The following is a 26,689-nucleotide window of genomic DNA, read 5'->3' on the forward strand; positions in this document are numbered from 1 at the left end:
TATCCGAGTTCGCGGCAATCTTCTCCCTGTCAGCAACGACAACCGGGAGGAACCATCATGAAGCGCTCGTACGCCATCGCCGCCGCCGTCGGTGCGGCCGCCGTCCTCGGGGTCACCGGGACGGCCCTGGCCGCCGGTGGGGACGACGCCGGCCCGTCCGTGTCGCCGTCGCCCACGTCGTCATCCGAGGTCTTCCGCGGCGACGGCGGCCTTGACGACAACAGCTCGCCGTCCTCTTCTCCGTCGCCGTTCGAGACGGTCGAGCCCGGCTCGGTCACCCCGGTGCCGCGGAGCAGCAGCAGCAGCCCGTCGGCTACCTCGGGCCTGGGCAACGCGGCCGGCGGCGCCGTCAACTCCATCTCGATCGCCCAGGCCAAGGCGAAGGCCCTGTCGGTCGTCGGTGGGGGCCGGGTGACCAAGGTGGAGGCCGAGACCGAGCACGGCCGGGCCGTGTGGGAGGTCGAGGTCATCTTCAAGGGCGCCGAGCACGACCTCGACATCGACCGCAAGACCGGCGCCGTCACCGACCACGACATCGACCGCGACGACGACCGGGGCCGGGGCCGGGGCGGCGACGACGACCGGAACGACGACAAGGGCCGCGGCGGGGACGACGACCGCAGCGGCCGGCACGGCGGCGACGACGACCGGCACGGCGACGACAACGGTGGCCGGCACGGCGACGACAACGGTGGCCGGCACGGCGACGACGACTGATCGCCCCGTTCGGCGATCTTGAGCGAGGTCTCAGTCGGTGCGGTCGGAGGGGGTCGTATCGGCTGACGGGAGGACGACCACGGCGTCGATGCCGGTGGGGGTGGCCGGGTCCAGGCGGGCCCGGCCACCGCTCTTCTCCGCGAGGGTGCGCACGAGGGCGAGACCGAGACCGGTCCCGCCCTTCCGCGCGCCCGGGGCCCGCCAGAACGGCTCGAGCGCCTGCTCCCGCTGCTCGGCCGGCAACCCGGGCCCCGCGTCCGCCACGTGCACTTCCACCTCGGTGCCGGCGAGCCGCCACGACACGCGGACGGTGCTGCCGCGCGGGGCCACCTCGAGGGCGTTCGACAACAGGTTGTCGAGGATCTGCTCCAGCGCGCCGGGGAGCACCTGGACCCGTACGGGGAAGGGGTCTGTCACGGCCAGCGTCACGCCCGCCTTGGTCGCCACCGGACGCCACAGCGCTGCCCGCTCCTCGACGACCGGGCCCAGGGCCACCGCGACGGGCGCCGGGGCGGACTGGGCGCCGCGGGTCATGGCGAGCAGGGTGTCGACCAGCTGGGCCAGCCGATCGGTCTCGACCAGGGCCGCCCGCAGGTTGGGCTCGCCGTCGGCGGCCACATCGGGCTCCAGGTTCTCCAGGCGCAGCCGGAGCGCGGCCAGGGGCGTCTTGAGCTGGTGCGACGCGTGCCCGACGAAGGACCGCTGGGCGGCGATCAGCTGCTGCAGCCGGACGGCCGTGGTGTTGAACGTGGCGGCGAGCCGGCGCAGTTCGGGCGGCCCGATCGTGGTCGGCGCGGGCGGGGCGTCACCCTCGGCCAGGCTGCGGGTGGCGCGTTCGAGCGTGCGGACCGGCCGGCTGATCCACCGGGCCATGGCGATCGCGACCAGGGCGGCGCCGATCAGCACGGCCAGGCCGACCCCGCCGATCAGGTAGCGGAACTGGTCGATGCGTGTGTCGAGCGTCGTGGTCGGCACGCTCACCCGGACGGCGCCCTGGTCGACGCGGCCGGGGTGGATCGGCACGGCCACCGACATCAGGTCGTCGTGGATGTCGCTGTGCACCTGGGTCCGGCCGTCGAGCACCGCGCGCAGGTCGGCCGGGCCGGGCGGCGCCTCCCCGGTGGCAGCCAGCGGCCGGCCGGTGCCGTCGACCACCTCGATCGAGCCGCCCCAGCGGTGTGCCGCGTCCGTGGCCAGGGTCGAGACCTCGGCCGCGTGACCCCGGACGAGGGCGGCGTCGACGAACGCGGCCAGGATCTCGGCGTCGTGCTCGAGCTGGGAGAACGCCCGCTGCTGCTCGCTGCGCTGGTGCACGACCGCGAGCGGGACGGCCAGGCCGGCCAGCACCACGACGGCGAGCGAGAGGTAGGTGAGCAGCAGACGCCGGATCATGGGTTCAACCGTACGGACCGCCGGACCGTACTTCCCGGCACGGGAAGCTGCGGGAGGGGCAGGAATGCGGGTGCTGCTGGTCGAGGACGACGAGTCGATCGCCGAACCGCTGGCCGCGGGGCTGGGCCGGTTCGGCATCGAGGCCGCGCGGGTGGCCACCGGGGCCGCGGCGCTGGCCGCCCCGCCGGCCGATTTCGTGCTGCTCGATCTGGGGCTGCCCGACATCGACGGCATCGACGTGTGCCGGCAGCTGCGGCGGGTCAGCGACGTGCCGATCATCATGCTGACCGCGCGCGGCGACGAGACCGACCGGGTGCTGGGCCTCGAGATCGGCGCCGACGACTACATGGCCAAGCCGTTCAGCACCCGCGAGCTGGTGGCGCGGATGCGGGCGATCGGCCGCCGCACGGCCCGCCCGGCCCGCCGCAAGGCCAAGGATCTGGGCCCGCTCGAGATCGACGAGCGGACCCGCGAGGTGCGCGTCGCCGGCCGCCCGGTCGCGCTCACGCCGAAGGAGTACCACCTGCTGGTGCTGCTGGCGGCCGACCCGGGCGCGGTGGTCGACCGCCGGCGCATCCTCGAGACGGTGTGGGAGCCGAACTTCTTCGGCCGCGGCAAGACCCTCGACTTCCACGTGGCCACGCTGCGCCGCAAGCTGGGCGACCCCGGCTGGATCGAGAACCGCCGCGGCATCGGCTTCCGCTTGGTCGTTCCCGGGGCCTAGGTGCGGACGGCGCTGATCAGCCCGCCGCGGTGGGCGGTGAGAAGCCACGCCGCCCCGGACGGGTCGGTCAGCAGCGTCATCGTCTCGGGGTGATCGGGCACGCCGTCCAGCGGGCCGGCGTACCCGGCGGTGGCGTAGCCGTGCGCCTCCAGCCGGGCCTCGCCGGAACAGGTGAACACCACGCCCTCCGTGACGACCGCGCTGCGCACGCCCCCGGCCAGCGGCGACGACCACCGGGCGAGCACACCGACACCGGGCAGGATCTCCTTGAGGCCGCCCTCGCCGGTCACGTGGATCCGGCCGTCCCGCACCCACATCCGTCCGGGGCGCTCGCCCTGCGTCCACGTCCATCGCTGCTCACCGTGGGCGTCCAGGACGAGCAGCTTGCCGCCCTGGCCGGCCAGCACGCGGCCGCCGTCCGGCAGGTAGGCGGCGGCCCGGACGGCGCCGCCGAGAATCCGGATCACCGCGCCGGTGGTGGCGTCGACCTCGAGCGCGCCGATCATGGTGGCGGCCAGCAGGCGGGTGCCCGTGTCGTCGGTGGCCAGGCTGTGCGGGCAGCTCGGGAGTTGCAGCTCCCAGACCGGCCGGCCGTCGGGGTCGACGCGTACGAGACGGCCGTCGGCGGTGGTGGCGACGACCCCGCCCGGCACCGGGGCGACCTCCCGGGTGGGACCGACGCGGTGGTGGTCCTCGACGACGAGCCGTCCGTCCCGGGTCAGCCTGATGTGCGCGATGCCGTGCTCGGTGGCGGCGTAGGCCGACGTCCCGCTGCCCGCGCGGAGATCCCCGATCGTGACGAAGCCGGATCGCAGGACGGTGACGTCGGTGGCCGCGGTGTCCATCAGGGGCGGCTCGGCCACATCGGCGCGCGGCCCGTCGTCCAGGATCATCGTGACCTCGCCGGTCCCGGCGTCGACGGCGGCCGTGCACAACCAGCTGCCCCGAACGAATTGAACGAGCCAAGCCGGCCGGCCGAACTCGACCGACGAACGCACGCCGGCGACCCGTCCGCCGCCGGATTCGCGCAGCGCCAGGTCGACCGCCGTGCCGGGGTCGATCGCCGACCGGGTCTCGGACGTCTCCTGCATGCCCCCACCTCCGCCTAGTTGTCTTCGACGGTGATGACGGAGGATCCCGCCCGGCGGATCTGCTGCCGGACCGACCCTGGCCCCGGCCTGGACGAAATCTATAAGTCAAGCGATCTTGCTTTGAAAACAGCTTTAGGTAAGGCTGGCCTAACGCCGCGTGCCGGTGTGTACCGATGTCGTACCCGAAAGGTCGTGCCTCATGACCGAGTTCGCCGCCCGGATCCGCCGCGCCACCATGGCCGAGCACCGCGAGGCCGAGACGCGCAGCTTCATCTCGCGGCTGATGGCGGGCGAGGTCCCGTACGCGGGGTACGCCGTGCTCACCGCGCAATACCTGCACATCTATCGCGAGCTCGAGGCGGCCGCGGCCCGGATGCGCACCGACGAGGTGGCCGCCGGGTTCGCCGATCCGCTGCTCGACCGGGTGCCGTCGCTCGAGGCCGACGTGCGGTTTCTCGGGTCGGCCGACGTTCGCCCGCTCGAGGCCACGCGGCGTTACGTGGCCCGGCTGCGCGAGCAGTGCCACGACTCGGCGGTCCACTTCATCGCCCACCACTACGTGCGCTACCTGGGCGATCTCAGCGGCGGCCTGATGGTCGGCCGGTCGGTGGCCCAGACCTACGGCCTCGGCCCGGGCGGCGTGGCCTTCTACTCTTTCCTGGACATCCCGGACAGCAAGGCGTACAAGACCGCCTACCGTACGCGGCTCGACTCGCTCCCGGCCATGCTCGGCCCGGCGGAGCTCGATGACCTGGTGGCCGAGTCCCAGCTCGCCTTCAAGCTCAACGCCGCCCTGTTCGTCGAGATGGGCCGCCGTTTCTCCGAAGTCGCCCCCGCGGCATAGCCTCAGGACCATGGCTTTCCCGTACGCTCCCACGCCCGGCAACGACGGCCCGGCCGGGGAGACGTACGCGGTCGCCCTCGTCCGCGACGGCGACTTCGCGCAAGTCACCGAGGTGCTCCGCCGGCTCCGGTTCACGGGCTGGGCCGGCTCACCGGACGACGGCTGGCTGCCGGTCGTCGCCAGGAGCGGCACGGTGGCCGCGGGCCGGCGCGGGATCGTCGAGGTCGGCGCCGAGCTGACCGGCGACGTGCTGGTCGTGCGGGTCCTCGCCGACCGGCAGCTGGCCCTGGTCGCCTGGTCGGCGGGGGAGGAGCTGGGCCGTTACGTCAGCGATCCGTCCCGCGAGCCGGGCGCCGAGGACGACGTGATCGACGACCCGCTCGGGGTGGAGAACGCGGCCGCCTTCGCCGAGGTGTGCGGACACCCGGAACACACTGGCGAGCTGGCCGAGCTGCTCAACGACCGGCTCGACCCGGAACTGGTCAACGAGTCCGAGCGGCTGGCCAAGATCCTGCGGCTGCTCGGCCTGCCCACGTGGCTGGTCGCGGTGGCGAGCCTGCCCCGGGACATCCCCACCGGCCCGCGGGCGCGCGAGCTGACCCGGCTCGGGTTCGGGCTGACCGGCGTACGGGGGAAGGCTCTTGATCGGGCTGTGCGCCCCGTGCGCCGCCGTCGCCCGCCGCCGCCCGTGATCGCGGATCCGCCGAGCGGGGGCGGGATGGATCCTTGGCTGCTGTGATCAGAAGACCTGCGGCAGCTTCCACGTCTCGTCGGCGCCGGTCACCTTGTCGATCGTCGGGCCCAGCGTGGGCTGCACGATCGCCTTCTTGATGACCCAGTTCGTCGCGAGCAGCTGGTAGCCCTCCTTGGTGGCGTAGCGCGCGCCGACCCAGTTCTTCGCGCCCACGCTGCGGATCTTCGTGAGCTTGTACGCCTTCGCGAACTCGCTCATCTTCTTGAGGAACGCGGCCACCTTGCGCAGCAGATTCGCCAGCTTCATGCCGACCGTGGCCGCGCGGGTGCCCGCCACCGCCGCCTCGATTCCGCCCGCCGCCGCCCCGGCCGCCAGCGACGCGCCCGCGGTGATCCAGGCCGACGCGAGCGCCACGATGATCGTCACGATCAGCCAGGCGATGAGCTCCTTGACGATCGACTCGACCAGATCCTGCGCCTGCTGGGCGGCCTCGGCCGAGCCGTCGAGCAGCTCGGCGGTGACCCGGAAGTGCTCGGCGATCTCGGCGAACGACTGGTTGACCTCGGTCAGCTCGGCGTTGAAGGCGGCCGCGGCGTCACCCTCCCAGTACGACAACAGATCCGTACGGGCGGAGAGCTCGGTCTGGGCGTGCTGCTCGAGCTGGGTCGCGGCGTTGCGCCACGCCTCGGCCTTCTGGCGCAGCTGGTCGGGATCGCCGGTGACCTGGTCGAGCGGGTTGGACAGGAACGAGACGATCGGCTTGATCACCGAGTAGGCCTCGCCGGCCGGGCCCAGCCACTGCTCGATGCGGTCGGCGCCGCTCGGGGCCCGGGTCACTTGTTGCTCCCGTCCACCCGGGTGGCTGCCGCTTGGTCCGTACGTTCGTAGTCCTCACGGAGTTCACGGAAGGCCTGGCTCAGGTCGGAGAACGCGTCGGAGCCGTTGCGCAGCGTCTCGAGCCCGTCGGTGGTGCGCTGCTCGTAGACCTGCGCGCAGTCGCGGGAGTCGGGGAGCAGGCCGAAGCTGTCCTCCGTGACGTCGGCGTCGACCAGGAACGTACGGGTCGACTCGAAGGACTCGCTCAGGTCGTCCATCGCCGCCGCATATCTGCTCAGGGCGTCCAGATAGACCGATACCGGCTGTCCCACGCGCCTACTCCCCCCTAGGTGCTCCGATCGCCTCGACCACCGGCTCGGCCAGGCTCGGCGGGGAACAGAGCAGCATGCACCCCGACCCGTCACGAAACCCGGTCAGCAGCCGGCCACGGCGCAGAACACCCGCCGGGGCCGAGACGGCACCCAGGATAGCGACCCTGTCCACTGCGTACCTCTGACGTGCGGACTGATCGGACGGGCCGAACCATTTGCCGAGGCCACCCTTGGCGCGGGGGGTCACCTCGATCTCCACGAGCAGCAGCCGCCGGTTGGTGATCGCCACCTTGGGGGCGGTGACCGCGCCGATCGCCTCATGCAGCAGCCGGCCCTGCGTGCCCGGCCCGCCGATCACCGCGCGGCCCCAGACCGCCTGCTGGACGGCGCTGCCGCCGAACGTGCCCAGTCCCACTAGGATGGTCGGGTCCAGCAGGTCGATCAGCTCGTCGCGGACCGAGACCTCCTCGGTCGTGCCGGGATCCTGCTGCACGGGCGAGACGGCCAGCAGCCGCTCCCCGTCCTGCAGCAGGCCGTCGAACGCGGGCGCGACCCTTGTGGTGTAGTCCTTCACCGCCATCGCACCAGGATGGCACGTCCCCTCGGAGGCATCGATGCCGGAGATCCGCGATTTCACCGACCTGGCGGCGTACGCGCAGGAGCAGCTGGAACGGATCTCCCGGATGCAGTCGGACATGGCCGGAGCGGCCGGCGAGGGCGTGTCGCCGCAGCGGTACGCGCGGGCGCGTACGGGGCCGGGCGGCCAGGTGCTGGAGCTGCGGCTCGACCGGGACGCGTCGTCGCTGCCGGTGGCGGAGCTGGCGGACGAGATCGTGGCCGCGATCAGCGCGGCCCAGGCCGATTACGCGGCACAGACCGACGCCATCATGGGGCCGCTGCTGGAGCCCCGCCCGAGCGACACGTTCGACGACGGCATCCGCCGGCTGGACGCCCTCACCGACGACCTCGACCGGCTGATGCAGCGGCGGGATCTGCGCTAGCTTGGTGCCGGTCGACCGGTGATACAGGAAGGCCAAGCGGTTCCCGCGCGGGGAGGACGCGTGCGAGGTGCCGGGCCCGCCGACCAGCGCCAGTACGGCGCGGCGGGCCGGACCCACGGTCCACAGTGTGCCCGAATCCGGCTATCTGTCCACCAGGGCGGGGATAGCGGAGAACACGGTGTGCGGGTCGTAGCGTCGTTTGAGGGTGAGCAGGCGTTCGAGGTTGGGACCGAACGAGTCGCGGGCCCGGGCGTCCTCCTGGGGGCCGAGCAGGTTCGGATAGCCGCCGGGCAAGGCGATCGGCGTCAGGGCCTCTTCGACCTGGTCGGCCCAGTCGCGATGCGGGTCGGGGGAGTCGTCGGGGGTCCAGGACGCGATCACCTCGACGGGGTGGTGCGGGGTGCGCTGGGCGAACGCGGTGGCGGCCGGATCGACGCGGGCCGCGGCGCCGTGGAAGTGGTTGACGATCAGGGCCGAGTGGGGGCCCAGGCGCGTGGCGGCGTCGGTCAGGATGTCGGCCGCCGCGGGGGACACTGTGGCCAGCGAGCGGCTGCGCAGCAGGTAGTGGTTGCCGGGCGTCATGCTGGCGTCGAACATGCGCAGCGCTCCGGCGTACGGCATCGGCATGATCTGGTCCACGACCGGGTGGCCGAGCGTGCGCATACGGGCGATCACGCGTTCGCCGGCGGCCAGGTCGGGGCCGCTCCAGAAGGGGCACAGGAAGGCCAGCGTGCCCTGCGGACCGGGCAGGAACCCGGTCATCACCGTCAGGTCGTCGCGGGCCTCGGCCACAAGCTCGGCGTACCCGGTCAGGACGGCCCGGCCCTCGGTGAGCGGGAACATCAGGATGCCGGCGAGCACGGACGGCACCTCGTGCAGGCGGTAGCGCAGTTCGGTGACCACGCCGAAGTTGGCGCCGCCGCCGCGCAGGGCCCAATACAGGTCGGTGTCGTCGTCGGGGCCCGCGATCGCGGTGGTGCCGTCGGCCAGCACGACGTCGGCGCCGAGCAGGTTGTCGGCGGCCAGCCCGAACCGGCCGATCAGCGCCCCGTAACCGCCCGCCGTGGTCAGCCCGGCCAGCCCGACCCCGCCGACGACCCCGGTCGCCGCGACCATCCCGTACGGGGTGATCGTGCCGACCAGGTCGGAGGTGATCGCGCCGCCCTGCGTCGTGGCCGTCCGGCGGGAGGTGTCGACGGTGACCGCGCGCATGGCCGTCAGATCCAGGACGATGCCGCCGTCGCGGAGGGCGCGGCCGGCCCAGTCGTGGCCGCCGGCCCGCACCGACAGCGGGACCCCGTGATCGCCGGCGATCCGGACCACGGCGCTCACCTCGGCGGGGTCGGTGCACTTCGCGACCATGGCCGGTTGCGTGGTCACGGCGGGGTTCCAGACTTCGCGGGCGGCGGCGAAACCCGCCTGGTCGGCGCCGATCAGCCGGTCGCCGAGCCGAGCGCGCAGCATTTTCTCCGCATCGGTTGTGCTCACGGCGCCCTCCCCGGGGGCAGTGGACGGTTGCCCGAACGCTAGTGCGCGCTCACGGAAAGCGCCGTCACGAACACGACTCGTGCGCGGACGAAACCAACCCAGCCTCCTAGGACGCCAGAAACGGCGCCCCGGCTCGGACAAAACCAACCCAGCCTCCTAGGACGCCAAAGACGGTGTTCCTGCGATCATGGAGGTCGCACCGAGGGGAGTGGTTGTTGTGGAGACGCCGTACGTGGCTGTGGACGTTGACGTGCTCGACCGGAACGTGGCGGGAATGGCCGCCGCCGCCCGGGATCGCGGGCTCGACCTGCGCCCGCACGCCAAGACGCACAAGTGCCTCGAGATCGCCCGCCGGCAGGTCGAGCACGGGGCGGCCGGGCTGACGGTGGCGACGGTCAGTGAGGCCGAGTTGTTCGCCGGCGGCGGCTTCGAGGACCTGTTCATCGCGTACCCGGTCTGGCCGTCACCCGGCCGGGCCGAGCGGCTGCGGGCGCTGGCCGAGCGGATCGCCCTGCGGGTCGGTGTCGACTCGGTGGAGAGCGCCGGACTGCTGGCCAAAGCGGTCGGCCCGCTCGACGTGCTGGTCGAGGTCGACAGCGGGCACCATCGCAGCGGGGTCCGGCCGGGCGACGCCGCGCGGGTGGCCGAGGCGGCCGAGCGGGCGGGGCATCGGGTGCGGGGCATCTTCACGTTCCCGGGCCACGGCTACGGACCGGGGCTGCAGCAGCAGGCCGCGCGCGACGAGGCGGCGGCCCTGAGCGAGGCCGCGTCGGATGCCCCCGTACGCAGTGGGGGCTCGACCCCGACCGCCGCGCTGGCCGGAGCCGGGCCGCTGACCGAGATCCGGCCGGGCGTGTACGTGTTCGGGGACGCCCAGCAGGTCGAACTGGGCACCTGTGACTGGGAGGACGTGGCGCTGACGGTCGTGGCGACGGTCGTCAGCCGTACGGGGAACCGGGCCATCGTGGACGCCGGATCCAAGGTGCTGGGGGCCGACCGGCCGGCCTGGGCGACGGGCTTCGGACGCCTGCCCGAGCACCCCGACGCGCGGATCGTCGCCCTCTCCGAGCACCACGCCACCGTCGAGTTCCCCGGCGAGGCTCCGGCCCGCGGCGACGTGCTGCGGGTGGCGCCCAACCACGTCTGCGCCACGGTCAACCTGGCCGACGAGCTGGTCGTCGTGCGCGACGGGACCGAGGTCGACCGGTGGCGGGTGGCCGCGCGGGGCGCCAACACCTGACGGCGGCCGCCGCTATAACGTGACCTGGTGACATCGCCGTACCGTTCCGAGATCCGCCTGCGCCTCGACGACCCCGCCGCGCAGCGAGACGTGATCGCGCTCGGCTATCGCCGGGAGGGCATAGCGCGGGGCGCCGGGCCGAACCGCGAGGACATGGTCGTGTGGGCGCGGCTCGAGGACGATCCGGAGGGTCCCGCGCCGCGGGTGCTGCCCGACCTGCCGGGCGGCGAGCTGACCGACGGCGTGATCCGGATCCGGCCCTTGCGGGCGGAGGACCTGGAGGGCTGGATCGAGCTGCGCAGCCTGCCCGAGGTGGTGGCGACCTCGGTGCCGCCGGCCGCGCCGCCGCGGGAGGAGGTCGAGCGCCATTTCGCGTACGCGGAAGGTCGTTGGCTGGCCGGTGAGATGGCCGCCATGAGCATTCTCGACGCGCGGAGCGGCCGGTTCGCCGGGCAGATCGCGCTGTACTACTTCCAGCAGCACCTGCGGGAGGGGATGCTCGGCTACGGCGTGCTGCCGGCGTTCCGCGGCCGGGGCTACGCGCGGCGGGCCGTCCAGCTGGTGACGAAGTGGGCGTTCAACGAGGCGCGGCTGCAGCGGGTGGTGGCCGGCTCGGCGGTCGACAATCTGGCCTCGCAGAAGACGCTGCAGGCGGCCGGCTTCGAGATCGAGGGCAAGCAGCTGGGGATTCTGCCTGGCCCGAACGGAGGCCGGATCGATGCGGTGCTCTATGTCAGACGGCGGCTCTAGGCTGGGCGCATGATTGCTCACCCGGGGGTTCGTTTCGCCGACCACACCGTCACCGTGCCGCTCGACCACCGTGATCCGGATGGCGAGACGATCGAGGTGTTCGCCCGCGAGGTCGTGGCGGCCGACCGGGCCGGTGACGAGTTGCCCTGGCTGGTCTATCTGCAGGGCGGGCCGGGTGGCAAGTCGCCGCGGCCGTTGCGGGCCGAGAGCTGGATCGGCCGGGCCGTGCGCACGCATCGGGTGCTGCTGCTCGACCAGCGCGGCACGGGCCGCAGCACCCCGCTCACCGCGAACACGGTCGGTGGCCGTCCGGCGAAGGAGCTGGCCGACTATCTGAAGCTGTTCCGGGCCGACAGCATCGTGGCCGACGCCGAGGTCCTGCGCGAGCGGGTGGCCGGCGGCGCGCAGTGGGACACGCTGGGGCAGAGCTACGGCGGGTTCGTGACGATGGCCTATCTGTCGGCGGCGCCGCAGGGCCTGCGCACGTGTTACGTCACCGGTGGCCTGCCCGGGCTGACGGCGACGGCCGACGAGGTCTATGAGCGCACCTATCCGCGGGTGGCCGCCAAGAACGCCGAGTTCTATCGCGACTTCCCCGACGATCGCGCGGCCGTGCGGCGCCTCGCCGACCACCTGGCATCGGCCGACGTCCGGCTGCCCGACGGCGACCGCCTGACCCCGGAACGCCTGCGACTGGTCGGCGACAGCTTCGGGATGAGCTACGGCTATTCCTACGTGCACTGGCTTCTCGACGAGGCCTGGCACGGCGATCAGCTGTCCGCCACCTTCCTGTACGAGGTGATGGCGCACACGGGCTATGTCGACAAGCCGCTGTACGCGTTGCAGGAGTATTGCTACGGGCAGGGCAACGGGCCTACCGGCTGGGCCGCGGCGCGGGCGCTGGACGCGCGGCCCGAGTTCGCCGCGGACGCCGACCCGTTGCTGTTCACGGGCGAGATGATGTTTCCCTGGATGTTCGAGCAGATCGCGGCGCTGCGGCCGTTCGCGGGGGCGGCCGACATTCTGGCCGAGACCCCCGACTGGTCCGTGCTCTATGACGTGTCGCGGCTGGCGTCGAACGAGGTTCCGGTGGTGGCGGCCGTCTACGCCGATGACATGTATGTCGATGCTGGGTTGTCGCTGGAGACCGCGGCGGCCGTCGGCAACGTGCGCACGTGGGTTACCAATGAGCATGAGCACGACGGGCTCCGTACGTCGGGGGATGCCGTGCTCGGGCATCTGATGGAGATGGCGTCAGGGCTGCGCTGACTCTGGTTTTGTCGGCGCGTTCGGCCGTCAGGGCTGCGCTGACTCCGGTATCACGGCCAGGCCGGAGCGGGCCACGATTTGCTGCAGGGCGGCGATGTGGCCCGCGAAGGCCTGCTGGCCGCGTGGGCTCAGCCGGACGGAGGTGCGGGGGCGTTTGCCGATGAACGACTTACGGATGTCAACGTAGCCGGCTTCCTCGAGGGTGGCGAGCTGCTTCGACAGGGCCGAGTCGGTGAGGCCGACCTGGTCGCGCAGGAATTTGAACTCGGCCCACTCGGTGGCGGTCAGCAGGCTGACGATCGAGAGCCGGGTGGGCGCGTGGATGAGCTCGTCGAACCGGGGCTCGGCGCTCATCGGGGCCCGGCCAGGGGCCGGGCGAGCATGACTCGGCGCAGGTAGGTCATCAGGGCCGGACCACCGAAGGCGAGACCGGCGGCGACCGGGAGGCAGGCGATCGTGGCCGGGGCGGGCACGCCGAGCGCGGCCAGGGCGAGGCCGAGCCCGACGCCCAGGCCGACCAGCACCAGCGTGAACACGACGATGGCGGCCGCGCCGTGCGCACCGATCAGGGTGTTGCGGACCTGCACCCGGGACCGGCGGAGCAGGGCGGCGATCAGGGTGGCCAGCCCGAGCGCGTACGCGACCGAGCCGGCGGCGACGAGCCACGGGCGGCCGGTCTCGACGGCGGCCACGAACAGCAGCATCAGCACCCCGATCGACGGCCAGAACCAGCCGGGAACGAGGTTGGCGTCGACGACCTCGGCGCGGCGGGCCCGCACCTCGGCCAGGGCCAGTTCGGCGTCGATCGGTGGAATCTCCATCACTTCCCCCTCGGGCATGTACTTGCCTGCCAGGAAAGTATGCAGCCGACTTTCCTGGCAGGCAAGTAGTTTCCGAGCGGGCTTTAGTGAGGGCTCACCTTCAGCTGGGCGTCGGCCCAGGCGGCCTCGCGCAGGGTGGCGAGGATGCGCTGCTGGCCCGCCTCGTCCTGGCGGTCGATGAAGAGGACCCCGTCGAGGTGGTCGGTCTCGTGCTGGATGCACCGCGCGAGCAGGCCGGCGCCGACGATCTGAACCGGGTCGCCGTGCTTGGTCAGGCCCCGGGCCACCACGTTCATGCGGCGCTTGGTGTCCAGATAGATGCCGGGGATCGACAGGCAGCCCTCCGGGCCGTACTGCTCCTCGTCGTCGGGGAACTCGAGACCCGGGTTGATCAGGTGATCGAGGCGCACGTCGTTGCCGGGCAGGTCGGGGTTGATCGCGAACAGGCGCAGGCTGACCCCGATCTGCGGGGCGGCCAGGCCGGCGCCGCGCGACTGCTCCAAGGTCTGGCTCAGGTCGTCGACCAGCTTGTGCAGCTCGGCATCAAAAACGGTCACCGGCTCGGCGACGCGGCGCAGCACCGGATCGCCGACCTTCCGGATGTCCAACACAGTCATGCCCCGGACGGTACTCGCGTCCAGCCAGTGAGATCCGGCCTCGCGCACGGCACGTTTGGCGATCAAATGACGCCTTGCCTCCACTGATCGATAACAGGTGCCGCATGCAGCACGGGAATGACCACGCGTGGCCGGCGCGCACCGTCCGGGCCGAACCATTTGGACCGCGCCACCGATGCCCGGCGCCGCTCCGCCATCGCCACACGACGCGGCTGGCGGCTCGACGGTCTCCGCGCTGCCGGGACGCCGCCCTGCGCCTGTTCATCCGCGAGCCGATCCGTTAGGCGTGCGCGCTTGCCGACGGTGTCCGGGCGTACCCCGTCGGAATCGGGGTCCGCGACGCACAGCATAGGCCGTTTGCGCTGATCAACGTTGTTATCCACAGTCCGGCGCTGTCCACAGGGGGCCCGGTCAAGATCTGTCCCGCTCGATAAAATGGTGGTGGCGGGGGCCCCCGGTGGAGGGCGGGCCCGTGTGGTTGGACGTATGCGAAGCGCATATAGTTTAGTGGTGGACCTCAAGCTGGTCGTTGCCGAGTGGCATGCGAGCGTCAACTCCGCCGACCCGCACCGTGCGGCACAAGCGGTCACCGACCCGGTTCTCGTGCTGGGGCCCCGGGGCACGGCCGAGATCAGCCCGGCGCAGTTCGCCGAGTGGGTCGAGCGGTCCGGAATCCGGCTGGAACCCCGCGAGTGGCACCCGATCGACGACCACGTGATGGTCGTCGAGCAGGACGCGACGTGGCCGGAGAGCCCGACGGCGACCCGCGTGGCGACCGTCTTCCGGGTTCGCGGGGGCAAGGTGGCCGCCGCGCTGCGTTGTCCCGATCTGGCGACCGCGCTCGAGCAGGCGACGGCATGACCGGGCCCGGGCAGGTCCTGTTCGAGTTCGTGCGGCACTGGTCCCGCAGGTCCGACGCAACAACGGCGCCGGAGCAGGGCCGCCTCGTGCTGGTCGCCGAGGCCGTCCACGCCCTCGAGAAGCGGGGGCTACCGGCCACCGTCAACGCCGTGGCCGACGAGATCGGGATCGACCAGAGCGGCGCCTCCCGGCTGATCAAAAGCGCGATCGAGGCCGGCCACCTGGGGACGGCCGCGAGCGGGGACGGGCGGCGGCGGCCGGTGACGGTCACCGCGGCGGGGCACGAGATGCTGGCGCACGCCCATGAGTGGCAGGAGCAGGTGTTCGACCGGCTCACCGAGGGCTGGCCGCAGCGGCGCCGGCGGGAGTTCGAGCGGGCCATGAGCGAGTTGATGGAACGGTCGTACACGGCCGGCCCGTGACCCACCACCACGGCCGGAGCCCGCGCTACGCGCCGTGACCAACGACGGGGCTCGCGAGGTGCAGCGCGGACGATTCCTGACGCGTACGGGTTAGAGGTTGATCTGGCGGCAAGCGTGCTCGTAGCGCCAGGCCCAGTCGGTGACCGTGTCGGTGGCCATGCGGAAGAGCAGGGCGCGCGCGACCGCGGGCACGCTCACGGCGGCGTCACGCGGCAGGGAGCCGGGCGCGTCGTGCCAGGTCAGGGCGTCGGCGACGACAACCCCTTCCGCGTACGCGGGGGGACGCCAGTACGGCGACACGTCGATGATCGCGGGTGGCAGGCCGTCGGCCAGCAGGACGTTCCGGGTCAGGTCACAGTGGACGATCTGGGACGGGCCGAGCGGCTGCAGCGCGGCGGTCAGGCGGGCGGCGACGGGCGCGAAACCGGGCAGCCACCGCGCCGGCTGCTCGCCCCACGCGATCCGGTCGGCGACGGCCCAGCGATCGGTGCGCGCGGCCCACGACGGCTGGCGGGGGAGGCCGGCCGTGGCCCGGTGGAAGGCCCGTCCCGCCTCGATCACGGCGACGAAATCGGACGTCTCGGAGCCCTCGAGCCACCGGGTCGCCGACCACCCGTCGTGCGCGCCGCACGGGCGGGCCAGCCGGAACTCGGCGGAGACGACGTCGTGCAACCACGAACCGACGGGCGGCTCGGGCTTGAGCACCAGGTCGCCGGCCCGCCACGACGTGCCCTGCCCGCCGGCGAGCGGGATCACGGGACCGGTCACGCCGAACGCCCGCAGGACGTGGTCGGGCGGTCTCAAGCGGCGTTCCGCGCGATTGCCTGCCGACCGGCCCTGGTGCGCCCGTAGGCGGCCAGCGCGACCGCCTCGGCCAGCGCCTGCCGGGTCTGCTCGTCGTGCCGGGGGCCGTCGGCCTCGGCCGGCCACTGCTCGGGGCGGAACGTGCGGGTCAGCTTGACCTGCACGTCGCCGAAGTAGTGCCAGACCATCGGGTCGAGCGACACGTTGATCACCGAGCCCGACGGGAGCTCGGCGGGCCAGTCCACGTCCTGCTGCCACCGGTACGCGTTCGGGCTGGGCTTGCGCCGCGAGGTGACCCCGACGAAGCGCAGCTTGCGCCGGATCACCGGCCACGGCTCGCGCTCCCGCTCGACCCAGTCACGCAGCAGCCCGTAGAGCTCGGTGAACGTCGAGCCCGCGTGCACCACGTCGACGAACGCGACCGGCCGGGCGCGGCGGGCCAGCGCGTGCGGGGTGACCCCGGCCGCGGCCAGCAGCTCGCGGGCGGCGGCCGTCTCGGCGTACGTCAGGCGGCGCCGGCCCCGCTGGAACGACAGCGGCAGCCGGTGCAGGCCGCCGTCGAACGAGCCGCCGAGCAGGTCGAACATCGAGTCGAGCGAGCGCCCGACGAAGACCAGGTCGCCGCCGCCGGAGCGGGCCAGCACCTTGCCCGTGCACTCGACCAGCTCGTCGAGGAAGAACAGGGTCGGCCGCCGGGTGCCGCCCAGCAGCGTCCCGAGCTCGTCGGGCGTCACCAGGTCCCACCGGTACGGCGCTGTCACGGCCCCGAGCGTGCCAGCCGGGGTGGCCCGGCACAATCGAGATATGGAGAAGCAGCTATGGCCCAACCGGTTCGCCGAATCCGGCACCGGTGGCCGCGAATCGTGCCGGTGCGTCGGCTACTCGGCCCGGACCCGGCCGGACGAAGTCGAATTCCACCCCGAGCAGCAGGACACGAACGCGCCCGGCTGGCTGCACCTGCTCGAGATCATCGACGAGGCCGTCGCCGACGGGCGGGAGAAGTTCCGCCCGCTCGACGAGCTCGACGCCGAGGAGCGCCGCCAGGTCATCACGCTGCCCGCCGCGATCGGCCGGCTCACCAAGGTCAAACACCTGGTCCTGTACGGCAGCAACCTCGTACGGATCCCGCCCGAGATCGGGGGCATGACCGCCCTGGCCTGGTTCGAGCCATACACCTCGCACCGCCTGCACTGGTTCCCGTACGAGCTGACCCGCTGCGCGAACCTACGGCACAGCACGGTCAGCACCCGCGCCCTCTACGGCAACTACAAGTTCCGCCCGCCCTTCCCGGCCCTGCGCCCGGTGACGCCGGCCACCGAACCGCTCGGCGCCGACCACGTCACCAGCTGCAGCGTCTGCGACGGCCCGCTCACCGACGGCCTGCGCCAGGTCTGGCTCACCCGCGCGGTCGGCAGTGATGTGCTCCCGCTGCTGGTCAACGCGTGTTCCGAGGCCTGCGTCGAGGCGCTGCCGCCGGGCCGGGCCAACTATGTGCCCACTCCGCATCGCGGCGGACCGGGGGTGGTCCAGCCCACCAGCGGCAGGTGATCGGCAATCATGGGGGCATGCAGAGTTTCGACGTGGTGGTGGTGGGGGCCGGGCCCGGCGGCGAGGTCGCGGCCGGACGGCTGGCCGAGGCGGGCCTCAGCGTGGCGATCGTGGAGGGGGACCATGTCGGCGGGGAGTGCTCGTTCTACGCGTGCATCCCGTCCAAGGCCCTCCTGCGGCCCGGTGAGCTGCTCGAGGAGGCGCGGCACGTGCCCGGGGTGGCCGAGGCGGTGACCGGCTCGCTCGACGTGGCCGCGGTGCTGCGCCGGCGCGACGAGCTGATCAACAACGAGGACGACAGCGGCCAGGTGCCGTGGCTGCTCGACCGGGGCGTCACCCTGGTGCGCGGCTGGGGCCGGCTGGCGGGGGAGAAGCGGGTCGCGGTCGGCGACGACATCCTCGAGGCGCGCCAGGCAGTGATCCTGGCCGGCGGCACCCGGGCCACTCTGCCCGGCATCGACGGCCTGGCCGAGGCGAACCCGTGGACCAACCGCGAGGCGACCACGGCCAAGGAGATCCCCGCGTCGCTGGTCATCATCGGCGCCGGGGTCGTCGGATCCGAGATGGCCCAGGCGTACGTGTCGCTGGGCGCGCGGGTCACGCTGATCGCCGGGCGCGGGCTGCTGACCCGCGAGGAGGACTTCGCCGGCGAGCAGGTCGCCGCCCGCCTGACCGAGCAGGGCGTCGACGTGCGCATCGGCCAGCGCCCCAAGACCGTGCGGCGCGACACCGACGGCGTCACGGTCACGCTGGCCGACGGCAGCACCGTGAGCGCCGACGAGATCCTGGTCGCCACCGGGCGTACGCCGCAATCGGTTGACCTTGCTCTGGACACCGTCGGCGTCAAGGCGGACGGCTATGTCGAGGTCGACCAGCACATGCGCGTGCCCGGGCACGACTGGCTCTACGTGATCGGCGACCTCAACGGCCGCGCCCTGTTCACCCACATGGCCAAATACCAGGCGGCCATCGCGTCGGGCGAGATCCTCGGCAAGCCCATGGTGATCGACCACCTGGCCGACGGCCCCGGCGCGCCCCGCGTCATTTTCACGTCCCCGCAGGTCGCCGCGGTCGGCCACACCACCGCGAGCGCCCAGGCGGCCGGCCTCCAGGTGCGCGTCATCGACGTCCCCACCGACGGCAACGCGGGCGGCTCCTACTCGGGCGGCGTCGTCGGCACGACCCGCTTCCTGATCGACGAGAACCGCAACGTGCTCGTCGGCGTCACCATCACCGGCACCCAGGTCGCCGACTTCCTGCAGGCCGCGACCATCGCCATAGTCGGCGAGGTCCCGCTCACCCGCCTGCGCCACGCGATCCCGTCGTTCCCGACCCGCTCCGAGATCTGGCTCTACCTCTTCAACAACCTCGGAATCTAACCCGTACGAGTTCTCGGCTCGAACAAACGCACATGGGCCGGCACTCGCTGCGCCTCGCGGCCTGAGCGGTCAGTCCGGGCCGTAGCGCGGGCTCCGGCCGTGGTGCATGGCTGAGCTTCAATACTGCCCGGACGGTCCTCGATAGAGCTCACCGTCCGGGTAGGGCCACGGATTCTGCGTGCACCCGTGCAACCCCAGTGTCTGCTGCAACATGACCGGCCCCGGCTCGCCCTCGCCCGGGCACAACTCGTGCCCGTGCCCGAGCCGATGCCCCACCTCGTGGTTGACCATGTATTGCCGGTAGCCCTTCAAATTGTTCTTGTACCCAGGCACGCCACCCGCCCACCGAGCCACGTTGAGCACGACTTTGGCCCCGTTACGACACGACGTGTAGCCGTCCGACGCGTCCGCACACAACTCGCCCCGGGTCCCCGGGGTGGCGAGATACAGCGTGAAGTCGGACTTGTCACCCGGCCCGACCCGCCGGAACCGCCAATCCCCGCCCCCGGTCCACCCCCGCTCATCGGCCAGGGTCGCCCCGGCCGCCGCCGCGAACCCGGCCACGGATACGCCTTTGATCTCGCGCTCGACCACCACGCGGTAGCGCATCAGCCGCCCCCGCGTGCCCACGGTCTCGCTGCCCGCGGCCGCGGTGACCCACTGCCCACTGCCCCGCTGCGGATACGTGATCTTCTGAGGGCGCGGCTTGGTCGTCGGACTGCTGACCACGAGCGTCGGCCCCTCCGTCACCGCCGGTGGTGGCGCCGACGGGGTGGACGGGGCAGTGCTGCACCCGGCCACCAGCACCGTCGCCGCAAACCATCCGAACCTTCGCACCGTCATGCCATCCCCTCCGATCGACATGACGTATCGACGGGTAGGTCCACGTTGCGTAATGACAGATACGTCACATCGCCGGCCCTGTGGACAACCCGCTTTCCCCGCTTGACACGGCGTAGTCTCCATCCCTCTCCCCGTGGTGGGCGGGGGTTTGGGATGGCGACTCCGGAAGATCAACGCTGGATAATCCGGCATATTGGACAGGCCTTGAAGCCGCCGGTTGTGATCGCCGGCCCTGTCGTCCGGGCCGCCCAAGCCGCCGGGCTCCGGACGTGCTTGCGCCGCGGAGCGCCGGCGACGATGGGGCGACGGCGAGTCCCTGGGTCAGGGGCGGCCACCTTCGACGACCAGCCGGGGCCAGCCCGACAAGTCGGTCAGCATCTGGCGGTCGTGGGTGGCGATGACCACGGCGGCCGGGGCGGTGGCCAGGGCCGCGGTCAGGTCGTCGACCAGGCCGGCCGAGAGGTGGTTCGTCGGTTCGTCCAGGATGAGCACGTCGGGCTGTTCGGCCAGCATCGCCTCCAAATGCTGCCGCCGATGCTGGCCGGGTGACATGCGTGCGGCGGTCGTGAACACCTCCTGGGCCAGGTAGCCGACCGTCGCCCCGGAGAGCCGCCGTACGGTGCCGGTGGTGGGCCGCAGTGCGCCCGCCAGCACGGCCAGGAGCGTGGACTTGCCGGCGCCGTTCGGCCCGGTCACCAGCAGCCGATCACCGCCGGCGAGCCGCAACGCGTACGCCTGATCACCGGACCGTGCCGGCAGCGGGTCACCTCCGTCGACCCGCGACGGGGCCGGGGCGGTCAGGCGGTCCGCCACGGTCACGTCGTGTGCGTCCAGCAGCGGCACGCCGGGGCGGGTGTTGCTCGGGGGCCAGCGCAACGGCCGAGGCGGCTTGGGCAAAGTGATCCGGTGGGCTGCCAAGGCCTCCTGCCGCCGCTTGACGGCCTGCACGATGCCGGGGGCCCGGCTCTGCCGCTTGTGCCGCCCGGTGCCCTTGTCGGGCCGCCAGCTCGTCGACAACCGGCCACGGGCCTCCTCGACCGCGCCGGCCAGCCGCTGGTGTTCGGCCACCTGCAAGTCGTATTCCTGTTGCCACTGCTCGCGTTCGCGCCGCCGGGCGTCCTGCCAGCCGGTGTAGCCACCCGCGTAGAGGCGGGGGCGGCCGTTGGGGGTGGGGTCGAGATCGAGGAACTCGACGGCGACGTCACGCAGCAGAGCGCGGTCGTGGGTGACGACCAGGACGCCGCCAGGGTGTTGCCGCAGGCGCTCGGTCAGGAACGTGAGCCCGGCCGCGTCGAGGTGGTTGGTGGGCTCGTCCAGCAGCAGTATGTCGTGGTGCGCACCGAGCACACAGGCCAGCCGTACGCGATAACGCTGGCCGACCGACAGCGTGTCGAGGCGCCGTTCCCGGTCGGTGCACGCGTCGAGCGCTTCCAGGGCCACGTCGACGCGGCGTTCGGCATCCCATGCGTCCAGCCGGGTGGCGGTGTCAAGAGCTTGCTCGTACGCCTCCGGTTCGGACTCGATCGTGAGCAGTGCCGCGTCGAGGTCGTCGAGGGCGCGCAGCGACGGCCGGATGGCCGCGGCCACCAGCGTGCCCACGGTCTCGCCGTCGTCGGCGGCCAGCGCCTGCTCGGCCACGCCGATCGTGCCCGCGCGGTGCACGGTGCCCTGATCGGGTTCGGTCAGCCCGGCCAGCACGTTGAGCAGGGTCGTTTTGCCGCTGCCGTTCTGCCCGACGACCGCCAGGCGGGAGCGGGCCGACACGGTGACGTCGACGCCGTCGAGGACGACGCGATCGCCGCGCACCACGCGCACGGCCTCGGCCCGTACGTGGGAATGGGTCTTGTCGAGAATGTTCACGGATCTGCTCTCGGCTCGTCTGGTGAGCCGGGCAGCGCTGAGTCGCACCGCCCGGACGGAAACGCCAGGACGGCGGTGCAGAAGCCAGGGAAGAAGTGTGCTCCAGCCGCCGTCAGCGGCCGGAACGCAACCTCATCGAGGCGATACCGGTGAACATGCGGCAAGGCTAGCCGACAGGATCCGGTGCCGCCTCCGATTATTTGACGAGTGGAGCGGGACCGGTACGGTCCGGTGCGTGCTCTTCGTCCGGCGGTGGTTGCCGCTCCTGCTCGCGGTGGTCGCGGTCGTCACCGGCGGCCTGCTGCTGAGCCGTTTCCCGGCCGCCGATCACGTGGTCGTCGACGGTGTGCCGCTGGACGTGATGCGGCCCGCCGGCTCCCCGCCCGGACCGGGAGTCGTGGTGGCGCACGGATACGCGGGCTCGGCCAAGCTGATGCGGCAGTTCGGCGACACGCTTGTGGCCCGCGGATACACGGTGGTGCTGCCCGATTTCGACGGCCACGGTGCGAACACCCGCACGCCGGTCGACCTGCAGCACGACCTCGACGTGGCGGTGACCCACCTGCGCTCGCTGCCGGGCGTCGACTCGTCGCGGATCGCGCTCGTCGGTCACTCGATGGGCGCGACCGCGGTGACGACGTACGCCGTCGCCCATCCCGACATCGCGGCGACCGTGGCCCTCTCGCTGCCCGGCTCCGGCATGGTGACGCCGACCCAACCGGCCCGCCTGCTGATGCTGGTCGGGCAGCTCGAGTTCCCGGGGTTCCACCAGACGGTCACGCGGGCCCTCGAGGGCGCGGGCAGCGACCGGCGATCCGCGACCGTCCCCGCCACCGAGCACATTTCCATCCTGTACGCATCCCGAGCCCACCGATTGACCGCGGACTGGATCGACGCGGCGTTCGGGCGTACGCCACCCACGACCGACCTGCCGTCCCCGCTGCGCCGGCTGGCTTCGGCGGGCGTGCTGATGCTGGGCCTGCTGGCCGGTTTCTCCTACGTCGTACGGCTGCTCTTAGGCAGGCCCGCTCGCGAGCCGGGCCGATCGTCGACCTACCTCGTGGCCGCCGCCCGTTTGCCGGGCCGGTTGCCGCCCTATCTCTTGGTCGCCGCCGTCTCGGCCGGTGCGGCCCTGATCGCCGTCCTCGTCGCGCCGCTGCTGCCGACGACCCGCCTCGAGCTCGGTGGCTACGCGGGCGGATTCGTCGCGCTGATGGGCCTCGCGATGCTGGCCTTCCTGCGCCGAGCCCGCTCCCCGCATGGCGGCGTTCGCCCGCTGCTGGCGGCGCTCCTGCTGATCCCGTACGCCGCGGCCGCGATCGCCGTCCCGCTGCAGCTCGGCTTCACCCACGCCGTCCCCGTCGGCCGCCGCTGGTGGCTGCTGCTCGTCGTGTGGCTGGGGTTCGCGCTGCTCGCGTACGCCTCCGACCTGTTGTCCGGCAGCGTCCGCGGCGACCTGATCGTGGCCGCGATCGCGGTGTGCGCCCTCACCGCGGCATCGGTCGTGGGTCTGGCGTCCGGCTTCCTGATCCTGGTCGTGCCGCTGCTGGCCGTGCTGACGGTAATTCAGGCCGGCCTGTCGGCGGTGCTGCGGGGGAGCGGCGCGCCGTCCTGGCTGCTCGCCCTGACCGGCTCGATCCTGGTCGCCTGGCCGATCGCCACCACGCTGCCGATCGCCCTCTGACCCCGTCTCCGATATCGCGGTCAGCGCGCTCGTCACACCGCGCGCGTCGAGGGACGCCGGATCAGGACGCCTCCAGCATCGTCCAATCCGCGCGGGTGGTGAAGCCGAGCCGCTCGAAGAAGGGCACGGTCTCGGGCCCGGCGTGCAGATAAGCCGTGTGCGCCCCGGCCAGCGCGCCTCGCCGCAGGATCGTCTCGGTCAGCACGCGGGCGTACCCCTGCCGCCGGAACGACGGGATCGTGCCGACGTTGGCGATCCCCAGATGCCCGTCGTTGAGGATGCCGACCCCGGCCGCGACCGGCGTCCCGCTGCGCGTCTCGGCCACGTACGCCCCGATCTGCGGGTTGGCCAGCACCTCGGCGGTGTAGACGGACGAGACGGTTGCGGGGGCCACGCCGAACGAGCGCCCGGCGACGTCGGCGAACGTGTCGTACTCGTCGCTGGCCAGCCGTCGTACGAGCGCGAGGTCGGCCGGCACCGAACCGGTCGAGCTGCGGCCTTCCCTCTCGGCGACCATGAAGATCTGCTGCTCGGTGCAGCTGAGCCCGGTGGCGGTGGAACGGGCGCGCGGCCGGCTGCGCAGGTGGGAGCGGCGGCGTGACGAGGTGAGCATCGCGACGGCGGCCTGGAACGCGCGCGCCGAGGACTGGGTCGATTTGCGGTGCATGGGGGACCTTCAGGAGGATCGAGATCGTCTTACATCTCGGGAAGGTTATCTCGCGTCCGAGATTTTGCACCCGTGTTGTCGTGACGATCGCCACGCCGGACCGGCGGCACTCTCCTCTAACGAGAGAGTAGGGTCATGCGCGTGAACGGTACGAAATTGCGAAATCCCGACTGGCTGGCGTCCCCGCGCGTGCTCCGCACGGAGGTCCTGGCCGGCCTGGTCGTGGCGCTGGCGCTGATCCCCGAGGCGATCTCGTTCTCGATCCTGGCCGGCGTCGACCCCAAGATCGGCCTGTTCGCGTCGTTCACGATGGCCGTGACGATCGCCTTCACCGGCGGCCGGCCCGCGATGATCTCGGCCGCGACCGGTGCCATCGCCCTGGTCGTGGCGCCCCTCGCGCGTGATCACGGCCTCGGCTTCCTGGTCGCCGCGGTGATCCTGGGCGGTCTCCTCCAGGTGGTGCTGGCCGTCGCGGGCGTGGCCAAGCTGATGCGCTTCATCCCGCGCAGCGTCATGGTCGGCTTCGTCAACGCGCTCGCGATCCTCATCTTCACCGCGCAGCTGCCACACCTGATCGGCGTCCCCTGGCTGGTCTATCCGCTGGTCGCGGTCGCGCTGGCGATCATCTGGTTCCTGCCCAAGGCCACCACCGCCGTGCCCGCGCCGCTCGTCGCGATCGTTCTGCTCACCGCGTTCACCGCGATCGTGCACGTCGCCGTGCCGACGGTCGGTGACGAGGGCACGCTGCCCGACAGCCTGCCGGTGCTCGGCCTGCCCGACGTGCCGTTCACCTTCGACACTTTGAAGACCATCGCGCCGTACGCGGTGGGAATCGCCCTCGTCGGCCTGATGGAATCGCTGATGACCGCCAAGCTCGTCGACGACATCACCGATACCCGCTCCGACAAGACCCGCGAATCGTGGGGTCAGGGCGTGGCCAACATCGTCACCGGCTTCTTCGGCGGCATGGGCGGCTGCGCCATGATCGGCCAGACGATGATCAACGTGAAGGCGTCCGGCGCCCGCACCCGGCTGTCCACGTTCCTGGCCGGCGTGTTCCTGCTGATCCTGGTCGTGGCGCTGGGCGACGTGGTCGCCACGATCCCGATGGCCGCCCTGGTCGCCGTCATGGTGATCGTGTCGGTGAGCACGTTCGACTGGCACAGCATCGCCCCGGCCACCCTCAAGCGCATGCCCGCGGGCGAGATCATCGTGATGGTCGTGACCGTGGCCGGCACGCTCGTCACGCACAACCTGGCCGTCGGCGTGGTGCTCGGCGTGCTCACCGCGATGGTCGTCTTCGCCCGCCGGGTCGCCCACTTCGCCGAGGTGACCAGCGTGCTCATGCCCGACGGCGAGACCCGCGTCTACACCGTGCACGGCGAGCTGTTCTTCGCGTCCAGCAACGACCTGGTCTACCAGTTCGACTACGCGAACGACCCCGCCCACGTGGTCATCGACATGAGCGCCGCGCACGTGTGGGACGCGTCCTCGGTGGCCGCCCTCGACGCGATCACCACCAAATACGAGGCCCGCGGCAAACGGGTCGAGATCACCAGCCTCAACGAGGCGAGCGCCCGCTTCCACGCCAACCTGGCCGGAAAGCTGGGCGCCGGCCACTAGGTCCGCTTCACAGCTGGGGCGGGGCTGCGGCCGGGCCCAGATCTCGCCTGGCGGCGTCCCGCGAAGCCCCTTCCACGGGTCACCGCCGGACAAAATTCGGACCCGGCCCCGCTCCCGCCCCAGCTGTAAGACGGACCCTGGGGCAGAATGATCCGATGACCGCGGGCCACATGCAGATCGGCGAGGCGGCCGAGCGGGTCGGCCTGAGCATCCGGACGATCCGCCACTACGAGGAGGCCGGCCTCGTGGTCCCGTCGGCCCGCAGCGACGGCGGCTTCCGCCTCTACACCGAGCCCGACCTCGACCGCCTGCGCGTCATCAAACGCATGAAACCACTGGGCTTCACCCTCGAGGAAATGCGCGACCTGCTGCAAACCCTCGACGCCCTGACCACCGCCACCGGCGCCGAACGAACCCGCCTGCAAGACCGCCTGGCCCTCTTCGACGCAGCCGCCCAAAACCGCGTCCAAACCCTCCGCGACCAACTCGACATGGCCGAAGGCTTCGCCCGCCAAATCCAAGACCACATCGCCCAACACCGCTAACCCACCCCACGCCGCATAGTCCCGCACCACCCCGTGCCGCGTCGTCCCGCGCCGCGTCGTCCCGCGCGGTGCTGTTTCGCGCAGTGCCATCCCGTGCCGTGCGCCCGCCCTGCGTTCTGCCGCCGCGCGTCACGCCGCCCTGCCCCGCGCCATGCCGCCCCGCCCTGCGCCACGCCGCTCCGCCCTGCCCTGCGCCACGCCGCCCTGCCCCGCGCCACCCCGCCCTGCCCCGCGCCACCCCGCCCTGCCCCGCGCCACCTCGCCCCGCACCAGGCCGCGCGGTCCCGCGCCAGGCCGCGCCGTCTAGCGCCAGGCCGCGCCGTCTAGCGCCAGACCACGACGTCTAGCGCCAGACCACGACGTCTAGCGCCAGACCTCGCCGTCCCGCGTCACGCCGCCACACGCCGCTACACTCCACCCCGCGCCAGACCGCGCCGTCCCGCGTCACGCCGCCACACGCCGCCACACGCCGCCACACGCCGCTACACTCCGCCCCGCGCCAGGCCGCGCCGTCCCGCGCCAGGCCGCGTCACTCCGCGCCGCCCCACTCCGCGCCGCCCCACTCCGCGCCGCCCCACTCCGCGCCGCCCCACTCCGCGCCGCCCCACTCCGCGCCGCCCCACTCCGCGCCGCCCCACTCCGCGCCGCCCCACTCCG

29 protein-coding genes are annotated in these 26,689 nt (G+C 72.3%); 15 read left to right on the plus strand and 14 right to left on the minus strand.

Annotated features, from left to right (window positions below; translation table 11 throughout):
- Window positions 1-57: 57 nt before the first annotated feature.
- Window positions 58-717, plus strand: coding sequence for a PepSY domain-containing protein (locus tag JKJ07_RS31625; RefSeq protein ID WP_202995523.1), 660 nt, complete (start codon window positions 58-60; stop codon window positions 715-717).
- Window positions 718-747: 30 nt separating this feature from the next.
- Here the strand turns inward: JKJ07_RS31625 and JKJ07_RS31630 are convergent, their stop codons facing one another.
- Window positions 748-2,109, minus strand: a complete 1,362-nt coding sequence (locus JKJ07_RS31630) for a sensor histidine kinase (RefSeq protein ID WP_202995524.1) — start codon at window positions 2,107-2,109, stop codon at window positions 748-750.
- A gap of 64 nt (window positions 2,110-2,173) precedes the next feature.
- Here JKJ07_RS31630 and JKJ07_RS31635 point away from each other — a divergent pair, with 64 nt between their 5' ends.
- Entirely contained in the window at window positions 2,174-2,833 is a 660-nt protein-coding gene (locus JKJ07_RS31635) for a response regulator transcription factor (protein ID WP_202995525.1), read from the plus strand.
- Here JKJ07_RS31635 and JKJ07_RS31640 read toward each other — a convergent pair.
- Window positions 2,830-3,924, minus strand: a complete 1,095-nt coding sequence (locus tag JKJ07_RS31640; protein WP_202995526.1) for a hypothetical protein — start codon at window positions 3,922-3,924, stop codon at window positions 2,830-2,832. The two genes, JKJ07_RS31635 and JKJ07_RS31640, sit on opposite strands and share 4 nt — an antisense overlap.
- Window positions 3,925-4,123: 199 nt before the next feature.
- On the opposite strand from JKJ07_RS31640, the gene JKJ07_RS31645 reads away from it, so the two are divergent.
- Window positions 4,124-4,768 (plus strand): biliverdin-producing heme oxygenase, encoded by a 645-nt coding sequence (locus JKJ07_RS31645; RefSeq protein ID WP_202995527.1) that lies wholly within the window; start codon window positions 4,124-4,126, stop codon window positions 4,766-4,768.
- A gap of 10 nt (window positions 4,769-4,778) precedes the next feature.
- Window positions 4,779-5,507, plus strand: coding sequence for a hypothetical protein (locus tag JKJ07_RS31650; protein ID WP_202995528.1), 729 nt, complete (start codon window positions 4,779-4,781; stop codon window positions 5,505-5,507).
- Here the strand turns inward: JKJ07_RS31650 and JKJ07_RS31655 are convergent, their stop codons facing one another.
- The 3 genes from JKJ07_RS31655 to JKJ07_RS31665 are packed head-to-tail and all read right to left on the minus strand — an operon-like array spanning window position 5,508 to window position 7,190.
- Window positions 5,508-6,299, minus strand: coding sequence for a WXG100 family type VII secretion target (locus JKJ07_RS31655; protein WP_202995529.1), 792 nt, complete (start codon window positions 6,297-6,299; stop codon window positions 5,508-5,510). It abuts the gene before it with no gap.
- Window positions 6,296-6,610, minus strand: a complete 315-nt coding sequence (locus JKJ07_RS31660) for a hypothetical protein (RefSeq protein ID WP_202995530.1) — start codon at window positions 6,608-6,610, stop codon at window positions 6,296-6,298. Before JKJ07_RS31660 ends, JKJ07_RS31655 begins: the two co-directional genes overlap by 4 nt.
- Window positions 6,611-6,614: 4 nt before the next feature.
- A complete protein-coding gene (locus JKJ07_RS31665) occupies window positions 6,615-7,190 on the minus strand; it encodes a hypothetical protein (protein ID WP_202995531.1) in 576 nt (191 codons plus the stop codon).
- A gap of 34 nt (window positions 7,191-7,224) precedes the next feature.
- Between JKJ07_RS31665 and JKJ07_RS31670 the strand changes: the two genes are divergently transcribed.
- Window positions 7,225-7,611, plus strand: a complete 387-nt coding sequence (locus tag JKJ07_RS31670) for a YbaB/EbfC family nucleoid-associated protein (protein ID WP_202995532.1) — start codon at window positions 7,225-7,227, stop codon at window positions 7,609-7,611.
- 141 nt (window positions 7,612-7,752) lie between these two features.
- Here the strand turns inward: JKJ07_RS31670 and JKJ07_RS31675 are convergent, their stop codons facing one another.
- Window positions 7,753-9,099: an FAD-binding oxidoreductase gene (locus JKJ07_RS31675; RefSeq protein WP_202995533.1), complete on the minus strand. Its 1,347-nt coding sequence runs from the start codon at window positions 9,097-9,099 to the stop codon at window positions 7,753-7,755.
- A 232-nt stretch (window positions 9,100-9,331) separates the two neighbouring features.
- Here JKJ07_RS31675 and JKJ07_RS31680 point away from each other — a divergent pair, with 232 nt between their 5' ends.
- Genes JKJ07_RS31680 through JKJ07_RS31690 form a run of 3 tightly spaced genes read left to right on the plus strand, consistent with a single transcriptional unit; the run spans window position 9,332 to window position 12,358 of the window.
- Window positions 9,332-10,339, plus strand: a complete 1,008-nt coding sequence (locus tag JKJ07_RS31680) for an alanine racemase (protein ID WP_307834497.1) — start codon at window positions 9,332-9,334, stop codon at window positions 10,337-10,339.
- A 27-nt stretch (window positions 10,340-10,366) separates the two neighbouring features.
- Window positions 10,367-11,089 carry a GNAT family N-acetyltransferase gene (locus JKJ07_RS31685; RefSeq protein WP_202995535.1) on the plus strand — a complete coding sequence of 241 codons (723 nt, stop codon included), beginning with the start codon at window positions 10,367-10,369 and terminating at the stop codon, window positions 11,087-11,089.
- A 9-nt stretch (window positions 11,090-11,098) separates the two neighbouring features.
- On the plus strand, window positions 11,099-12,358 hold the full coding sequence (locus JKJ07_RS31690) for an alpha/beta fold hydrolase (RefSeq protein WP_202995536.1): 1,260 nt from the start codon (window positions 11,099-11,101) through the stop codon (window positions 12,356-12,358).
- A 27-nt stretch (window positions 12,359-12,385) separates the two neighbouring features.
- Here JKJ07_RS31690 and JKJ07_RS31695 read toward each other — a convergent pair whose 3' ends face one another.
- The 3 genes from JKJ07_RS31695 to def all read right to left on the minus strand — a co-directional run bounded on the left by JKJ07_RS31695 (window position 12,386) and on the right by def (window position 13,796).
- Window positions 12,386-12,712 carry a winged helix-turn-helix domain-containing protein gene (locus tag JKJ07_RS31695; protein ID WP_202995537.1) on the minus strand — a complete coding sequence of 109 codons (327 nt, stop codon included), beginning with the start codon at window positions 12,710-12,712 and terminating at the stop codon, window positions 12,386-12,388.
- On the minus strand, window positions 12,709-13,179 hold the full coding sequence (locus JKJ07_RS31700) for a hypothetical protein (RefSeq protein WP_236030176.1): 471 nt from the start codon (window positions 13,177-13,179) through the stop codon (window positions 12,709-12,711). The genes JKJ07_RS31695 and JKJ07_RS31700 overlap by 4 nt, the downstream gene beginning before the upstream one ends.
- An 83-nt stretch (window positions 13,180-13,262) precedes the next feature.
- A complete protein-coding gene (gene def, locus JKJ07_RS31705; protein ID WP_202995539.1) occupies window positions 13,263-13,796 on the minus strand; it encodes a peptide deformylase in 534 nt (177 codons plus the stop codon).
- 510 nt (window positions 13,797-14,306) lie between these two features.
- On the opposite strand from def, the gene JKJ07_RS31710 reads away from it, so the two are divergent.
- Window positions 14,307-14,657 (plus strand): nuclear transport factor 2 family protein, encoded by a 351-nt coding sequence (locus JKJ07_RS31710; protein ID WP_202995540.1) that lies wholly within the window; start codon window positions 14,307-14,309, stop codon window positions 14,655-14,657.
- The gene (locus JKJ07_RS31715) at window positions 14,654-15,079 is read left to right on the plus strand and encodes a MarR family winged helix-turn-helix transcriptional regulator (RefSeq protein WP_202995541.1); all 426 of its coding nucleotides are present in this window, start codon (window positions 14,654-14,656) and stop codon (window positions 15,077-15,079) included. Before JKJ07_RS31710 ends, JKJ07_RS31715 begins: the two co-directional genes overlap by 4 nt.
- 90 nt (window positions 15,080-15,169) lie before the next feature.
- Here JKJ07_RS31715 and JKJ07_RS31720 read toward each other — a convergent pair whose 3' ends face one another.
- Both JKJ07_RS31720 and JKJ07_RS31725 read right to left on the minus strand, forming a co-directional pair.
- On the minus strand, window positions 15,170-15,883 hold the full coding sequence (locus tag JKJ07_RS31720; protein WP_202995542.1) for a phosphotransferase: 714 nt from the start codon (window positions 15,881-15,883) through the stop codon (window positions 15,170-15,172).
- Window positions 15,880-16,644, minus strand: a complete 765-nt coding sequence (locus tag JKJ07_RS31725; protein WP_202995543.1) for a hypothetical protein — start codon at window positions 16,642-16,644, stop codon at window positions 15,880-15,882. Before JKJ07_RS31725 ends, JKJ07_RS31720 begins: the two co-directional genes overlap by 4 nt.
- A 43-nt stretch (window positions 16,645-16,687) precedes the next feature.
- Here JKJ07_RS31725 and JKJ07_RS31730 point away from each other — a divergent pair, with 43 nt between their 5' ends.
- The gene (locus JKJ07_RS31730) at window positions 16,688-17,431 is read left to right on the plus strand and encodes a leucine-rich repeat domain-containing protein (protein WP_202995544.1); all 744 of its coding nucleotides are present in this window, start codon (window positions 16,688-16,690) and stop codon (window positions 17,429-17,431) included.
- Window positions 17,432-17,448: 17 nt separating this feature from the next.
- Window positions 17,449-18,810 (plus strand): dihydrolipoyl dehydrogenase family protein, encoded by a 1,362-nt coding sequence (locus JKJ07_RS31735; protein WP_202995545.1) that lies wholly within the window; start codon window positions 17,449-17,451, stop codon window positions 18,808-18,810.
- Between the two features lie 117 nt (window positions 18,811-18,927).
- On the opposite strand, the gene JKJ07_RS31740 is transcribed toward JKJ07_RS31735, so the two are convergent.
- Window positions 18,928-19,653 carry a DUF3152 domain-containing protein gene (locus tag JKJ07_RS31740; RefSeq protein WP_202995546.1) on the minus strand — a complete coding sequence of 242 codons (726 nt, stop codon included), beginning with the start codon at window positions 19,651-19,653 and terminating at the stop codon, window positions 18,928-18,930.
- Window positions 19,654-19,974: 321 nt separating this feature from the next.
- Window positions 19,975-21,513: an ATP-binding cassette domain-containing protein gene (locus JKJ07_RS31745; RefSeq protein WP_307834498.1), complete on the minus strand. Its 1,539-nt coding sequence runs from the start codon at window positions 21,511-21,513 to the stop codon at window positions 19,975-19,977.
- A 235-nt stretch (window positions 21,514-21,748) separates the two neighbouring features.
- On the opposite strand from JKJ07_RS31745, the gene JKJ07_RS31750 reads away from it, so the two are divergent.
- Window positions 21,749-23,197, plus strand: a complete 1,449-nt coding sequence (locus tag JKJ07_RS31750) for a dienelactone hydrolase family protein (protein WP_202995547.1) — start codon at window positions 21,749-21,751, stop codon at window positions 23,195-23,197.
- A gap of 61 nt (window positions 23,198-23,258) precedes the next feature.
- Here the strand turns inward: JKJ07_RS31750 and JKJ07_RS31755 are convergent, their stop codons facing one another.
- Window positions 23,259-23,864, minus strand: a complete 606-nt coding sequence (locus tag JKJ07_RS31755) for a GNAT family N-acetyltransferase (protein WP_202995548.1) — start codon at window positions 23,862-23,864, stop codon at window positions 23,259-23,261.
- A gap of 141 nt (window positions 23,865-24,005) precedes the next feature.
- Here JKJ07_RS31755 and JKJ07_RS31760 point away from each other — a divergent pair, with 141 nt between their 5' ends.
- Both JKJ07_RS31760 and JKJ07_RS31765 read left to right on the plus strand, forming a co-directional pair.
- Complete coding sequence (locus JKJ07_RS31760; protein WP_307834499.1) at window positions 24,006-25,487, plus strand: SulP family inorganic anion transporter; 1,482 nt, start codon at window positions 24,006-24,008, stop codon at window positions 25,485-25,487.
- Window positions 25,488-25,642: 155 nt separating this feature from the next.
- Window positions 25,643-26,032 (plus strand): MerR family transcriptional regulator, encoded by a 390-nt coding sequence (locus tag JKJ07_RS31765; protein WP_202995550.1) that lies wholly within the window; start codon window positions 25,643-25,645, stop codon window positions 26,030-26,032.
- Window positions 26,033-26,689 lie beyond the last annotated feature (657 nt).

It is taken from the genome of Paractinoplanes lichenicola (genome assembly GCF_016785085.1).
GTDB classification, from domain to species: Bacteria; Actinomycetota; Actinomycetes; order Mycobacteriales; family Micromonosporaceae; genus Actinoplanes; species Actinoplanes lichenicola.

Bases quoted from the DNA above. Each gene is read 5' to 3' on its own strand.
- JKJ07_RS31625 (WP_202995523.1), top strand. From the start codon at position 58: ATGAAGCGCTCGTACGCCATCGCCGCCGCCGTCGGTGCGGCCGCCGTC.
- JKJ07_RS31630 (WP_202995524.1), bottom strand. From the start codon at position 2,109: ATGATCCGGCGTCTGCTGCTCACCTACCTCTCGCTCGCCGTCGTGGTG.
- JKJ07_RS31635 (WP_202995525.1), top strand. From the start codon at position 2,174: ATGCGGGTGCTGCTGGTCGAGGACGACGAGTCGATCGCCGAACCGCTG.
- JKJ07_RS31640 (WP_202995526.1), bottom strand. From the start codon at position 3,924: ATGCAGGAGACGTCCGAGACCCGGTCGGCGATCGACCCCGGCACGGCG.
- JKJ07_RS31645 (WP_202995527.1), top strand. From the start codon at position 4,124: ATGACCGAGTTCGCCGCCCGGATCCGCCGCGCCACCATGGCCGAGCAC.
- JKJ07_RS31650 (WP_202995528.1), top strand. From the start codon at position 4,779: ATGGCTTTCCCGTACGCTCCCACGCCCGGCAACGACGGCCCGGCCGGG.
- JKJ07_RS31665 (WP_202995531.1), bottom strand. From the start codon at position 7,190: ATGGCGGTGAAGGACTACACCACAAGGGTCGCGCCCGCGTTCGACGGC.
- JKJ07_RS31670 (WP_202995532.1), top strand. From the start codon at position 7,225: ATGCCGGAGATCCGCGATTTCACCGACCTGGCGGCGTACGCGCAGGAG.
- JKJ07_RS31690 (WP_202995536.1), top strand. From the start codon at position 11,099: ATGATTGCTCACCCGGGGGTTCGTTTCGCCGACCACACCGTCACCGTG.
- JKJ07_RS31695 (WP_202995537.1), bottom strand. From the start codon at position 12,712: ATGAGCGCCGAGCCCCGGTTCGACGAGCTCATCCACGCGCCCACCCGG.
- JKJ07_RS31700 (WP_236030176.1), bottom strand. From the start codon at position 13,179: ATGGAGATTCCACCGATCGACGCCGAACTGGCCCTGGCCGAGGTGCGG.
- def (WP_202995539.1), bottom strand. From the start codon at position 13,796: ATGACTGTGTTGGACATCCGGAAGGTCGGCGATCCGGTGCTGCGCCGC.
- JKJ07_RS31715 (WP_202995541.1), top strand. From the start codon at position 14,654: ATGACCGGGCCCGGGCAGGTCCTGTTCGAGTTCGTGCGGCACTGGTCC.
- JKJ07_RS31730 (WP_202995544.1), top strand. From the start codon at position 16,688: ATGGAGAAGCAGCTATGGCCCAACCGGTTCGCCGAATCCGGCACCGGT.
- JKJ07_RS31735 (WP_202995545.1), top strand. From the start codon at position 17,449: ATGCAGAGTTTCGACGTGGTGGTGGTGGGGGCCGGGCCCGGCGGCGAG.
- JKJ07_RS31740 (WP_202995546.1), bottom strand. From the start codon at position 19,653: ATGACGGTGCGAAGGTTCGGATGGTTTGCGGCGACGGTGCTGGTGGCC.
- JKJ07_RS31755 (WP_202995548.1), bottom strand. From the start codon at position 23,864: ATGCACCGCAAATCGACCCAGTCCTCGGCGCGCGCGTTCCAGGCCGCC.
- JKJ07_RS31765 (WP_202995550.1), top strand. From the start codon at position 25,643: ATGACCGCGGGCCACATGCAGATCGGCGAGGCGGCCGAGCGGGTCGGC.